Source organism: Microbulbifer maximicatervae (SeqCode) (assembly GCF_052468095.1).
Map to the genome: position 1 here is coordinate 2,077,857 of NZ_CP174332.1, position 13,599 is coordinate 2,091,455.

Annotated in this window: 12 protein-coding genes; 11 read left to right on the forward strand and 1 reads right to left on the reverse strand. The window is 48.4% G+C overall.

Annotated features, from left to right (window positions below; all coding sequences use genetic code 11):
* The first annotated feature begins 10 nt into the window (after positions 1-10).
* The 5 genes from cobT to ACJJIL_RS08955 all read left to right on the forward strand — a co-directional run bounded on the left by cobT (position 11) and on the right by ACJJIL_RS08955 (position 4,046).
* Positions 11-1,057, forward strand: a complete 1,047-nt coding sequence (cobT, locus tag ACJJIL_RS08935) for a nicotinate-nucleotide--dimethylbenzimidazole phosphoribosyltransferase (RefSeq protein WP_445361722.1) — start codon at positions 11-13, stop codon at positions 1,055-1,057.
* Entirely contained in the window at positions 1,047-1,652 is a 606-nt protein-coding gene (locus tag ACJJIL_RS08940; protein WP_445361723.1) for a histidine phosphatase family protein, read from the forward strand. The genes cobT and ACJJIL_RS08940 overlap by 11 nt, the downstream gene beginning before the upstream one ends.
* The gene (gene cobS / locus ACJJIL_RS08945) at positions 1,636-2,469 is read left to right on the forward strand and encodes an adenosylcobinamide-GDP ribazoletransferase (RefSeq protein ID WP_444927998.1); all 834 of its coding nucleotides are present in this window, start codon (positions 1,636-1,638) and stop codon (positions 2,467-2,469) included. Before ACJJIL_RS08940 ends, cobS begins: the two co-directional genes overlap by 17 nt.
* A gap of 30 nt (positions 2,470-2,499) precedes the next feature.
* Positions 2,500-3,423: a cobalamin-binding protein gene (locus ACJJIL_RS08950; RefSeq protein ID WP_445361724.1), complete on the forward strand. Its 924-nt coding sequence runs from the start codon at positions 2,500-2,502 to the stop codon at positions 3,421-3,423.
* 110 nt (positions 3,424-3,533) lie between these two features.
* Positions 3,534-4,046 carry a hypothetical protein gene (locus ACJJIL_RS08955; protein ID WP_445361725.1) on the forward strand — a complete coding sequence of 171 codons (513 nt, stop codon included), beginning with the start codon at positions 3,534-3,536 and terminating at the stop codon, positions 4,044-4,046.
* A gap of 70 nt (positions 4,047-4,116) precedes the next feature.
* On the opposite strand, the gene ACJJIL_RS08960 is transcribed toward ACJJIL_RS08955, so the two are convergent.
* Entirely contained in the window at positions 4,117-5,022 is a 906-nt protein-coding gene (locus ACJJIL_RS08960; protein WP_445361726.1) for an AraC family transcriptional regulator, read from the reverse strand.
* A gap of 169 nt (positions 5,023-5,191) precedes the next feature.
* Between ACJJIL_RS08960 and ACJJIL_RS08965 the strand changes: the two genes are divergently transcribed.
* The 6 genes from ACJJIL_RS08965 to ACJJIL_RS08990 all read left to right on the forward strand — a co-directional run bounded on the left by ACJJIL_RS08965 (position 5,192) and on the right by ACJJIL_RS08990 (position 13,539).
* Positions 5,192-5,938 carry a cysteine hydrolase family protein gene (locus ACJJIL_RS08965; protein ID WP_413662181.1) on the forward strand — a complete coding sequence of 249 codons (747 nt, stop codon included), beginning with the start codon at positions 5,192-5,194 and terminating at the stop codon, positions 5,936-5,938.
* A gap of 549 nt (positions 5,939-6,487) precedes the next feature.
* A complete protein-coding gene (locus tag ACJJIL_RS08970; RefSeq protein ID WP_445361727.1) occupies positions 6,488-6,871 on the forward strand; it encodes a BlaI/MecI/CopY family transcriptional regulator in 384 nt (127 codons plus the stop codon).
* Positions 6,871-7,824: a M56 family metallopeptidase gene (locus ACJJIL_RS08975; protein ID WP_444957854.1), complete on the forward strand. Its 954-nt coding sequence runs from the start codon at positions 6,871-6,873 to the stop codon at positions 7,822-7,824. The genes ACJJIL_RS08970 and ACJJIL_RS08975 overlap by 1 nt, the downstream gene beginning before the upstream one ends.
* A 10-nt stretch (positions 7,825-7,834) precedes the next feature.
* Positions 7,835-9,148, forward strand: a complete 1,314-nt coding sequence (locus ACJJIL_RS08980; protein ID WP_445361728.1) for a TolC family protein — start codon at positions 7,835-7,837, stop codon at positions 9,146-9,148.
* A complete protein-coding gene (locus tag ACJJIL_RS08985) occupies positions 9,145-10,374 on the forward strand; it encodes an efflux RND transporter periplasmic adaptor subunit (protein WP_445361729.1) in 1,230 nt (409 codons plus the stop codon). Before ACJJIL_RS08980 ends, ACJJIL_RS08985 begins: the two co-directional genes overlap by 4 nt.
* Before the next feature lie 9 nt (positions 10,375-10,383).
* Complete coding sequence (locus ACJJIL_RS08990; protein WP_445361730.1) at positions 10,384-13,539, forward strand: efflux RND transporter permease subunit; 3,156 nt, start codon at positions 10,384-10,386, stop codon at positions 13,537-13,539.
* Positions 13,540-13,599 lie beyond the last annotated feature (60 nt).

Below are 13,599 nucleotides of genomic sequence, written 5' to 3' on the forward strand. Positions count from 1 at the left end.
AAAACTGATAATGATGATAGATGAACTCAGTTGGCTCGATAAGCCTGCACCAACCCCGGACCAGAGTGCGCGCAATGCCGCGATTGCCCGCCAGAAGCAATTGATTAAGCCGCAAGGCGCGCTCGGTCGGCTCGAGAGCATTGCCGTGGATTTCGCCGGATTCCAGGGGAGGGAGCAACCCCTACTGAATAATTTGTCGGTGCGGGTATTCGGTGCTGATCACGGTATTGCAGCCCAGGGAACTTCCCGATTTCCTCAGGCAGTCACTTCTGTAATGCTGAAACTATTCTGCGAGGGTGGGGCGGCTATCAATGTATTGAGCCGCGAACAGAATGCTGACTTTGCCGCAATTAATCTGGGTTGTGTGGCCCCCGCTGAACACCCGGACCTGATTGATGAAGTTATAGCTCCCTCTACTGCGGACTTCTCCCAGGGGAATCCCGCTATGACCCAAGAGCAGCTGGCTCTTGCTCTTGATGCCGGTCGCCGCCAGTCTACCGATGCAGATTGTTTTATTGGCGGAGATATGGGTATTGGCAATACCACTTCCGCCGCTGCCATGTTTGCCGCCCTTTTTGAACTAGAGGTTGGCATCATTACGGGGCGAGGAACAGGTATCGACGATGCAGTGCTCGCCCGCAAGGTGGAACTGATCGAATTTGCCTTGGAGCAGCACCGGGCAGCGCTGGGCTCGCCACTTGCTATTCTGCAAACTTTTGGTGGCTTTGAGATTGCAGCCTTAACGGGAGCGTTTATCGCCAGTGCCCAGCGAGGTGTCCCTGTATTGGTTGATGGTTTTATGGCGACTGCCGCGGCAGCTATTGCCGGTGCTATTAATCCGTCAGTGAAACCCTGGTTGCTCTACGCCCATCTCTCTGACGAGTCTGGTCACAAACTGGCCCTCGAGTGCCTGGGGGTGAAGCCATTGCTGAGCTTCAATATGCGCCTTGGCGAAGGCACAGGTGCAGTGTTGGCCATAAGTATTATCAAGCAAGCGCTGAACCTGCATAACAAAATGTTCACTTTCAGTGAGGCAGGAGTGCCAGTTGCGGATTGATCTTTTACGACACGGTGCCTGCGAAGGTGGAAATATTTTTCGCGGGCAGATTGATGTGCCCCTAACCAGTGAGGGTAGGGAGCAGATGTTGCGAGGGCTTGCCGAGCTCGATGACTCCTGGGACCGGATTGTTACTTCACCCTTACAACGCTGCCAACGCTTTGCTGCTCAGCTTGCCCGAGAGAAAAAGCTGCCGATAACTGAAGTTCCTGATATCCGGGAAATTGGTTTCGGGGACTGGGAGGGGCAGTCAGTCGATAAGATCTGGACTGAGCAACGAGCACTGTGTGAAGCCTGGGGGCGTGACCCAGAAAAGCACGCACCGCCGGGAGGTGAGCCCTTTCCCGTATTTCGATCCAGAGTTCTTCAAGCTATTGATAATCTAGCCCAGCAATACTCGGGAGAGTCCCTGCTGCTCGTTACTCACGGTGGCGTTATCAAGTTGTTGCTCGCGTATGCGAATAACTGGCTCCCAGTGAAAATGATTTCACTGCAAGTTAACTACGGGTTTGCCGCATCGTTGAGATACGACTCGGACAATAAGACCTTTACCGTTTCCTACCCAGAGCAGTCAGCTTATGTTTATTGCGCGTAAGTTGTACAACCTATCCCAAGCATTTCTGTATGCGCTGGTATTTCTTACCCGGCTGCCGGTGGCGGGTTTGCTTCGGGAGGTGGACAAGGAAACGGTGAAGCGGTCGATATATTTTTACCCCCTGGTTGGAGTGGTGATTGGTGTACTGTTATCCGGGGCCGCCTACCTTCTGGCTCCTTTAGGTGCCCAGTTGCAAGCTGCAATACTATTGGGTTTCTGGGTGGTCCTGACAGGTGCACTACACCTCGACGGCCTTGCTGACTGTACTGATGCCTACTTTGCTGGACATAAGTGTGCGGATCCTGAAGAACAACGTCAGCATATTCTGAGAGTAATGCACGATCCCCACTGCGGCTCTATTGCGGTAGCGGCTGTTGTTGTTTTCCTACTGATAAAGTTCGCTGCAATAGCAACCCTGCTAGAGCTAATAAACCCAGTAACAAAAGATGCTTGGGTCTATCTGCCGTTAGTGCTCTCACCTATGTTAGCCAGGGCTGCGGCCCTGGCTTTAATGGGAGTTTCACAATACGCACGTGTTGAAGGCCATGTACCGCCCGCTGGCTCCGAGCGCCGATGGGACCTATTGCCGGTAGTTGCAATCGTAGTTGCTATTGGATGTTTAGCGGCGCCAATACCCATTGCCATAGGCATCGTCTGTAGTTTGATTGCCCTGGTCTTATTCTGGCGTCGCCTGTGGGATAAGACTATTGGTGGTTATACCGGCGATTGTTTGGGCGGTTTGGTCGAGATAAGTGAATTGTCGATATTGATATTATGGGTGGCAGTGGCTGCCAATGTGAGTTACGGAGCTGTTTAGAAGCTCCTCAGTTATAGTCGAGTTAAAGAGATGTCTCGAAGCAGTATTGTCCGTGTTGTTTTAACCTTGAATCTGTTATTGGTGAGTAATACTTGGGCGGATGATTCCGTGCGGGTAAAAGATGCCCGTGGCCAATGGGTTGAACTGCCTGCACCAGCAGAGCGTATTGTTGCGCTAGCGCCAAATATCGTGGAGAACTTTTACAGTGCTGGGGCGGGGGATAAGCTAATTGCTGCAGTAAGCTACAGTGATTACCCCGAGCAAGCCAAGCAATTACCGGAGATAGGTAACTATAAAGCGGTAAACTATGAGAGTTTACTATTGCTAAATCCTGACTTGATTGTTGCCTGGGGATCGGGAAATGGCGATCAGATGATTAATAAACTGGAGGATCTCGGTTTTACAGTTTTCGTATCTGAATCTAATGCTCTTGAAGATATCGCTGTGAATGTAAAGCGCTTCGGTAAACTTGCAGGTACAAGTGACTATGCAGATAAATCTGCCGGAGAGTGGCTTGAGCGACTGAATCAGATACAGCTTAGCCATAAGGACCTGGATTCGGTCAGTGTTTTTTATCAGGTTTGGAATGAGCCACTGCAAACACTTAATGGCGACCACCTGATTAGCGATGTTATTCAAACCTGTGGCGGCCGTAATATATTTGCCGATGCATTGGTATTAGCACCGAAGATTAGTATTGAGTCTGTACTGGATAGAGACCCGAGAGTAATTATCGCCAGCGGAATGGGGGAGGAGCGGCCAGATTGGTTGGATGCCTGGGAAGCATACCCAAGAATTAATGCAGTTAAAGAGGGAAACCTGTTCCATGTACCACCGGATATCATCCAGCGACATACTTTTCGGGTGCTGGATGGTATGGAGATGGTTTGTGATCATCTGAACAATGCGCGAATGAAGGTTGATGCAGGTGCTACAGCTAAAAATGGTCTGTAATTCTCAATGACGTAGGAAAAATAAAATATTCCCGGGTATATTAAAGTAATTCATATATAAGGCTGTGATGAAATTCAGCTTAAGGAAGGAGGTGTATACTGGAAACAGTATTGGGGGTTATAGTTTTCTTAGTGATCATTGGTGGATTGCTAGCTATTCCTTTTGGGGTAGTTAAATTAACTAATCTTGAGAAGGATAGACAAAATCGGTGGTCAATTTTTTGGCGTCATATCTCTAAAGATATAGCTGCTGGAAAGGTAGCCTTATTAAGCCCTTTTTTAGGATGGTTTGTCTATTATGGATTCTATCAGTTTGTAAAAGTTGGAGATGATTCCTCTGCGATTTTAGCCATTGTCTCGTGTGCTGCAATTGGCTTGTTCCTTGTTTTTCATATGGGTTTGCTTGACCGTAAATTTTTTGATTTTCATTTAGATAACATGAAATTGCTGGCTGTGAGTGTAATGTCACTTATTCTCGTTGCGCTAAATGTTTCATTTTGGTTTACAACATTTATTGGCGCTATAGCTACTATGATTTGTGCAATAAAGTATTCTGTAGAGCAGGTCATTCTGGAGGCTGAGCGAGCTAGAGCCAGAGAAGAGGGGAAATCACGTAAAATCTAACTCAGCCCTCCTTTATGAAGGCTGTTAGGCTGTAGAGGCTATTGAGTTATTAAAAAAATAACTAGAAATGTCAAGATTCGATGCCTTTCCTTCTTGCTGCTCCAGGGCCATAGCCAAAATGTTTTTTAAATGCTTTACTAAAACTGGCCTCGGATTGGTAGCCAAACTGATGGGCTACTTGAGCAGTTGAATTTTTCTTCTCATAAAACTCTTGGTGAGCACGCTGCATTCTCCAATTGGTAACATACTGCATTGGTGTTTTTTTCACTAAAGACAGGAATTTTTCAGAAAATGAGGATCGAGACATAGCAGCTCGTTTGGATAATTTATCAACTGTCCACGAGTAACCTGGGTCAGAATGTATAGACTGTAAAACTTTTCCCAGCTTGGGGTCCGCGAGTGCTTTAATGTATCCATCGGTGAACTGTGAGCTCTTCATATGAGCGCGCACAATATAAATAAATAAAATTTCTGATAGGCGATCAATAGCGATTTTCTCTCCAGGCAAATTGTTTTCTATCTCAAATGTTATAAAGCGAGTCACCGTTTCAATTAGTGCAGCACCTTCAGCCAAATCATTCTGAACGATTAAAACCTCAGGTAAATCTTCATGAAGAGGATTCCAGCTAAAGTGATCGAGCTCAAAATAACCACATATTAAACTTGTCGCAGCCCTACCTAAAGCCTGTCCCTCTTCGTTAGGTTGGTTAAGTTCCAGTTTAGGATCTGGTGTGTCCTGGCTATGGGTTATTGTATGAATAGCATCATGAGGAAATACCACCAAGTCACCGGCCCTTAATGGTATTGGCACATCCTGAGAGGGTAAATGTAACCAGCAAACACCACGAGTAACAAGATGAAAGGTGGCCTTTTGCTCTCCGGAGGTGTCTACCCGCCACGCACCATAAAATTGGCTGTGTAAAAAAACATGTGCTTTTAAGTGGAAAACCCTGAGCAAATCACTTAACACGTCCATAACGGCAAACACCTAAAAACCATACGGTCATACGATCTGACATAAAATACATATTTTAAAGCATTTATCGTGCAGATTGTGAGGATATTATACGTTCCAGGTTGAGTGCTAGCAATATCCTGCTTACTTACCCTACATAACTTAAGAGCTTTGGATAGGAAAATACCTGATGAACTTTTTAAATAATCTAGTAGCGCCAGTTGTAGCACTAGGGCTTATCTCTTTCTCATTAAATAGCTTTGCCGATCAAGTCGAGCCTGGTATGAAGATTGATCCAGAGCGGACGGCAATCGTAATTACCGACCCGCAGAATGATTTCTTAAGCCCTAATGGTGTAACCTGGGGTGTAGTGGGGGAAAGTGTAGAAAAAAATAATACAGTTCAGAACCTCGAGCGGTTAATGAAAGTTGCAGGGAAAAAGGATGTGCCTTTATTTATTTCCCCACACTATTACTACCCTCATGATCATAAGTGGAAGTTTGAGGGGAACCTCGAAGTGGTAATGCACAAACTTGGTATGTTCAATCGAGAAGACCCTCTAAGCTTAAACGGGTTTGAAAACTCTGGAGCTGATTGGTTGGAGCAATATAAGCCATATATAAATAATGGTAAGACTGTTGTGACCGGCCCGCATAAAATTTATGGCCCTGAGACAAATGATTTAGTACTCCAACTGAGAAAACAGGGAATTGATAAAGTAATTCTTGCAGGGATGTCTGCAAATTTATGCACAGAATCTCATATGCGCGAATTATTAGAACAGGGATTTGAAGTGGCTGTTGTAACCGATGCAACAGCTGGTGCAAATTTGCCTGAGGGCAATGGCTACGAAGCAGCAATGATTAACTTCAAGTATATGGCTAATGATATACTTACCACAAAAGAAGCGGTTAAATTGATTAAAAAGGAATTCTAAGTAAGTAAACGTAGGCATAATCAAATTCACTGTAAATCTGGTTTATAGTGAGTGGTTATGCCTACAAAGGATATCTGCAGACATTTGATAGATAGGCTCTTTGACTATCTGGACTTGGGTCTGAGGTATAAAACATTCTCCGAATTCATGTGTAGTGCAGTCGATTTGAATAAGTAGATTGTTTGCTATCGGCTGAAATATAGCACTTGAAAAAAGCCCAGTTGTAGGTGCCTTTCTCTACTTTGATGATCAATTTCAGGTGATGTCGTTTTTGACATCCTTGTGGGGCTGCGGATATGCGTAAAAAAATACTGGTTTGGACCTGATTACACATAGGAATGTCAGGTATACGGTGACAAAGGTTCTAAATAACTGTGGGCAGTGTTTAAGAAGGTTAAGTTTGCAGGATATCTTGGCCTCACTATTCTCTTAACAATTTCACTTTGAATTTCTAAGCTCGGGGAAGCCTGACATAAAACCTATTGACGATCGGTTTTTGCCGCTCTACCATCATTCAAAGAACAGTTTTAACCTCTGGAATAATGGTCTATGCGACTTGGCGATCTTGAGAAACAGGTGCTCCAATACCTCTGGGATAGAAAATCTGCGGATGCCAAACAGGTCCACTCGGACTTGAGCAGGGCCCGTGGAGGTTCTCTTAATACGATCCAAAGCACGCTGGATCGCCTTTACAAGAAAGGTTTGCTGTCTCGGGAGAAGCAGGGGCATGCATTCCAATACAGCCCGGCAGTGGAGCGCTACGAGTTTGTCGGGCAACTGATTCAAGATGTTACTCGTGAGTTTGTTGATGATGAGAACGGGCTGGTAGCCGCGTTTACCTCCATCTCATCGGAGCTGAACGAAAGCCAATTAGAGCAACTGGAGCAGTTGATCGAAAACCAGAAGATAAAGCGCCAGCAGGGTGATCGCTAATGATTTTGGGGCAGGTTGCACTCTGGCTAAACCTGCTGACTATTGCAGCACTTGGCCTGTTTGTCGGTATTTTACTGGTATCAGCTGCCTGCCTTTCCGTTTCCCGGTATTCACTTAGCTTGTCTGTCAGTAGCCGGCGTTTACTGCTGTGGAGTGCGGTATTGCTGCCGTGGTTCGCGGCTTCCACTGCCGCTGTTATCCTGGCTTTCCCCAGCCTTTTGGGAGGCGTTGCATCACTGGCGCACTGGCACCATATCAATGCTTTTAACCTCTACAGTTGGCACGGTGTTTTTACTATTGCGTTTCTTTTCTTTAGCGGTTTTTTGGCGTTTCAAAGTTTTAAACGAGCTCATCGCCATTTGGCGCAGCTCCGTTTGTTAATGCAACTTTGCGAAAGGGATAAGTCTGACCAGAGTATTATCCAGGCAAAGGGGCCCCAGGCTTTCACCAGTGGTCTGCTCCGTCCGCAAGGGTTTTATACCAGCGGTCTGCGAGACCAGTTAACAGCGGAAGAGTTTGAGGTGGTGCGCCTGCATGAGGAAGCCCATGCGCAAAAATTTGATCCTCTGAAGAAATTAATATTCGCTTTATTTGCCAGCTTTTTCCCTACGCGTTTGGGGAATTACCTGAATCGGCAGATGGCGCTGTGTATGGAGCAGCGTGCAGATGCATATGCCCATAGGCAGGGGTGGAGTGAGACTTTTATCGCCCAAACCCTACTTAAAGTAACCCGTATCTCCAATGGGTTGCATCCCAAAGAGAGAAGTTCAGCAATGGTCTGTTATTTCGCTCTTGACCAATTGGATGCTCGTATTCGTTACCTGCTGTCTGATGATAAGGGGCGCAGCTTACCCCCCTTGTTATTAGCTGGAATGTTTGTGGCTCTTACAGGCACTTGCCTTGTTTCGGTGGATGCGCTCCACCACACCGTCGAAACCCTTTTCTCCCACTAAGGAAGCCGAAGTGTTTAATTGTTTGCGTTTAGTCATAACTAAAAAACCGATTGTAGATCGGTTTTTTGTGGCCGGAGCTGTGTTCTTTTTGGCCGCATTAAGTGGGTCCCTTAGGGCAGAACAGGGCGAGGAGTTATCGGGACTTACTTATGAGCAGGCAATTCTTAAAAGCTTGCAAAATCATCCTGAACTGGCGGGCTACCGATATCAGTTTGAAGCTGTGGATGCTCTATCCGAGCACGCCAAGCTAGGACCACGACCGGAGCTTAGTGTTGCCGCTGAGGGGGTGGGAGAGGATAAGAGCAGCGATGGCAACGACAGTTCCCAGGTAACAGTCGGCATCAGTTGGCTATTACAGGGTGATCTCGCAGAAAAACGTGTATTGGCTGCACGCAGTAAGACTTCCGTGATTGAGGCCGAAAAGCAGGTTCTTGAGTTAGAAGTTGCCGCTAATACTGCGCGTTACTTTTTTCAGGTCCTGGCTCAGCAGGAACGCCTGGAAATTGCTAAAAGAGCAGTCGACCTGGCTCGCAGGATATCCGCCGAAATTAATCGCCAAGTTAGTGTTGGCAGAACGAATGAAGCCGATGCTTTTCGGGCGGAAGTTGACTTACAGCGTCGACTCTTAGCTGTGGAGGATGTCGAGCACGAGTTGGATATTGCCAAATATCAATTAGCTGCCCAGTGGGGCTCCAGAGAGCCCAGCTTTCTTGGGGTGGCGGGCTCTCTTTCCAGTGTCATTCCAGAAGTTGATTTATCTAGATTGCGAAGCTTGGTGGCGAGCAACCCAAATTTGGAAATATTCATGAGCCGCGAGCGCGTGAAGCAGGCGGAAATTGATTTGGCACGTGCAGAAGCGGGCATTCAGTGGAGGATTGATACAGGAATTCGTCGCAACGAAGCGAGCGGAGATTATGGATTGGTGGCCGGCTTCGCAATCCCACTAGGAAAGGGCGATCGCAATCGCGGCAAGGTATCTGCTTTGAGGGCGGAACAGAATCGTTTCCGAGCAGAAAGAAATGCGAAAGAGATTGCATTGGATACACAGCTCTTTGTGATGACCCAAAGGCTACAGCATCACCGGCACGTGGCTGCCGCCTTGAATGAAAAGATGATTCCCAGTCTGGATAAGGCGCTCACCGCTACGCAAAAAGCCTATCGACGTGGACGCTATAACTACTCGGAATTGGCACTAGCCCAACAGGGACTTAGCGATGCGCAGCTTTCACTGCTCCAGGCACAGTACAACGCACACCTTAGCCTGATTGAAATTGAAAAACTTACCGGCCTGTCATTGGCACAGATAAGCGAGAGCGAGATATGAGATCCGCAGTTTTTTCCAGCCTGATATTCAGTGCTCTACTTTCCTTGTTACTTAGTGGCAGCGGCAGTGTCTATGCGGCCGGAGCTGTCGCAGGGTCGGAACCGGAAAAAGGGCCCAATCGTGGGCGCATGTTGCGTGAAGGTGATTTTGCCGTTGAGCTAAGTATTTATGAAACCGGTGTTCCCCCGGAGTTTCGAGTTTGGGTGAGTATTGATGGAGAGCTTGTAAATCCTCAACAGGTTGATCTTAAAGTGGTTCTTACAAGGCTTGGAGATGGAGAGGATCACATCGAGTTCAGGCCTGAGGGGGATTACCTGCGTGGTGATATGGTGATCTATGAGCCCCACTCATTTGTTGTAACTCTAACCGCCAAGTACCAGGGGCAAGAACACCGTTGGCAATATGATAATTTTGAGGGGCGAACCCGTATCGAATCCGGTATTGCTGAATCCATGGAAATTGATACGGAAACCGTCGGCCCCGCAATGATGAGTGAGACCAGCCGCGCTTATGGCAGGCTTATTGTAGATCCAGAGCAGGTACGTGAAATTAGTGCGCGTTTCGATGGCTTTGTAGAAACTGTGCAGGTGGGGTTGGGGGAGCGCGTTAAAAAAGGGCAACCCCTAATTACCATTAACAGCAATCAAAACCTAAACACCTACACTATTCAATCCCCAATTGCCGGTGTAGTAGTCCAGCGCAATGTAAACCCTGGCGAACAGACCGCAGGTCGAGTTTTATTAACGGTTGCCGATGATACTGCTTTGTTAGCAGAGCTGGATGTTTTCCCCTCGACACGCCCCCAGTTTCGCCAGGGCGCGCCCGTTTCCGTCAATATCAAGTCCCTCGAAACTCCTCTGCTCGGGGTAGTGAAACAAATTGATACTTTGATGAAACCCAACCAGGCCACCGCTGTTCGAGTGTCACTGCAAGATATTCCCGCGGGCCTCGCACCAGGTTCTTTTGTAAGCGGCGATATCCAAGTTGCTGAATATGAGGTGCCTCTTGCCGTAAAGCGTTCCGGTTTACAGGCGTTCCGCGATTTTACTGTCGTTTATGCCAAGGTGGGCGATCAATATGAGGTGCGTATGTTGGAGCTGGGGCGTGAAGCAGGCGATTGGGTAGAGGTGCTGGGGGGGATTCGACCGGGAATCGAGTATGTCACCGGCAACAGCTACATCATTAAAGCGGACATTGAAAAGTCCGGTGCATCCCACGATCACTGAGGGTTCGACATGCTTGAGTACTTGATAAGAACCTCAATTCAAAATCGTGGGCTGGTTATTGCCCTTGTGCTATTACTGTGCGGTTTGGGCATTTGGAATTTCACCCGGCTGCCCATTGATGCGGTACCGGATATCACCAATATCCAGGTGGTTATTAATACGGAGGCACCGGGGTATACCCCAAAAGAAGTTGAGCAACGGGTTACATACCCTGTGGAAAATGCAATGGCTGGATTGCCGAGCCTTGCTTATACCCGCTCCGTTTCGCGGTATGGGTTGTCTCAGGTTACGGTGATTTTTGATGATGGCACCGATATTTATTTTGCCCGCCAGTTAGTGAATGAACGGCTCACTAGTGTACGTGGTGCACTGCCTGCTGGTTTGGAGCCGGAGCTTGGACCCATCGCCACAGGTCTTGGTGAAATCTTTATGTTCACAGTGGACTCCGAACCCGGAGCCACCAATGCTGATGGCAGTGCGGTAACACCCAAGGACTTGCGTTCGGTGCATGACTGGATTGTACGCCCGCAGTTACTGCGTGTACCTGGTGTGGTGGAAGTCAATCCGATCGGCGGGTTCAAGAGAGAAATTCTAATTGCTTTAGAGCCGGAGAAACTGCTGGCATTTGGCCTCAGCCAAGAAGACCTGATTCGCTCGATCGAGGAGAACAATCGTAACCGCGGTGTAGGCTTTATTGAACACAGTGGCGCCCAGTGGTTGTTGCGGGTTCCGGGGCAGGCAAGCTCGTTAGAGACACTGGAGGATTTCCTGGTTGCGGAAGTGAATGGCGTTGCTGTTCGCCTTGGCGACTTGGCCAAGATCGAAGAGGGGCGCGAAATGCGCACCGGGGCGGCTACTCAGAACGGCAGGGAAGTGGTGATGAGTACCGTTTTCATGCTGGTTGGCGAAAATAGTCGCACCGTTGCAGGTGCAGTTGGTGAAAAGTTAGAGGATATCAAACAGAGTCTACCACCAGGTATCAGATTGACTGCGGTTTATGATCGTACCGGTCTGGTTGACCAGACATTGCGCACGGTCCAAACCAATCTTATGGAAGGTGCGCTGCTGGTTATCGCGGTTCTTTTCCTGCTGCTGGGGAATGTTCGCGCAGCAATTCTCACTGCACTGGTCATTCCGGTGGCCATGTTAATGACCATCACCGGCATGGTACAGGCCCGCGTAAGTGCAAACCTGATGAGTCTGGGGGCGCTGGATTTTGGCTTGTTGGTGGATGGGGCCATCATTATTGTCGAGAACTGTTTGCGACGCCTCAGCGAATCCGCCCGCGAGCGTGGCCAGTTAGATCTAAAACAACGGCTTACCCTGGTATTCCAATCGACGCGGGAAGTGATTCGCCCGGCCATGTTTGGTGTGTTCATTATCACAGCAGTGTATTTACCCATTTTTGCCCTGACCGGAGTGGAGGGCAAGATGTTCCATCCAATGGCTATTACCGTGGTGATTGCGCTGCTTTCTGCGATGTTTCTTTCCATCACTTTGGTGCCAGCCGGCATAGCACTGCTATTCCGAAAACCGGTGATCGAAAAGAAAAACCCTGCACTTGAGAAGTTGAATAGCATTTATCGCCCGGCCTTGGAGTTTGCACTGCGCCAGCGTGGCATGGTTTTCGCTATTGCTGCGCTACTGGTGTTGGTTTCCGGTTATACGGCAAGCAGAATGGGTAGCGAATTTGTGCCGAATCTGGATGAAGGCGATATTGCCATGCACGCCTTGCGTATTCCCGGCACATCCTTGGAACAAGCGATTGCACTACAAAAATCCCTGGAGGAGCGGATTAAAGAGTTGCCCGAAGTGGAGCGTGTATTCGCCAAAATTGGTACTGCGGAAGTGGCTACCGATGCCGTTCCCCCAAGTGTTGCCGATAACTTTATTATCCTGAAACCCAGGTCTCAGTGGCCAGATCCGGATAAGCCGAAAGAGCAATTGGTAGAAGAGCTGGCAAAGCTGGTAGAGCCAATCCCCGGCAACCGCTATGAATTTCTCCAGCCAATCCAGATGCGCTTTAACGAGCTTTTAGCTGGGGTGCGTGCGGAATTGGCGATCAAAGTCTTTGGCGATGACTTTGAGCAATTAGAGCGTTTGGGCAATGAAATTGAAGCGGCTATAGGCAGTGTTGAAGGCGTTGCTGATATACAGATGGAGCAAACCAGCGGTTTACCGGTTCTCGCCATTGTTCCTGACCAGGCCGCACTAACCCAGTATGGGCTGGCCATCAATCAGGTACAGGAGCAGCTGGCAACCGCCCTGGGAGGTACGGTTGCTGGCCGCTTTTATGAAGGAGACCGCCGCACCGATATTGTTGTGCGTTTGCCAGAGGTATTGCGCCAGGATTTGGATGCGCTAAAGAAACTGCCGATTTATCGACCCAATGGCAATTATGTGCCCCTGGAGGAAATTGCCAGCTTGGAACTCACTGCCGGTATCAATCAGGTTTTCCGCGAGAACGGTAAACGCAGGGTAGTGGTAACGGCCAATGTGCGGGGTAGGGACCTGGGTAGCTTTGTTGCTGATGTACAGCAGTCCGTTTCCGATAAAGTGGAAATACCACCCGGTTACTGGGTTGAATACGGCGGAACTTATCAGGCGCTACAGTCTGCTACTGAACGCTTATCGATTGTAGTGCCGCTGACCCTTGTGTTAATTATGGGGCTTCTCCTGCTGGCGCTTCGTTCCATAAAAGATGCGGCAATTATCTTTACCGGTATACCCCTCGCATTAACCGGCGGTGTGCTCTCTTTAATGTTGCGGGATATCCCTTTCTCCATTTCCGCAGCCGTTGGTTTTATTGCACTTTCCGGGATTGCCATCCTTAACGGCCTGGTGATGGTTTCCTTTATTCGCGACCTGCAAGACCAAGGTTACAGCATAGAAAAGGCCATTATTGAGGGCGCACTGATCCGCTTACGTCCGGTCATTAGTACCGCACTGGTTGCCTCACTCGGTTTCGTGCCCATGGCGCTGAATACTGGTATTGGTTCTGAGGTACAGCGCCCACTGGCTACGGTGGTTATTGGCGGTATTGTCTCATCAACAATCCTGACACTTTTAGTGTTGCCGGCACTCTACAGAATTTTACATGGCAGGAATGCCAAGTCGGAGAGCTTACAAGATAACCCTGAAGTGGCTCTGGCTGGAGCCAGTTAACTGGGCCTGTGTGCGCATTGGTTCACAAGAATTTAGAACTTTAATAACGGGAGATAGTAA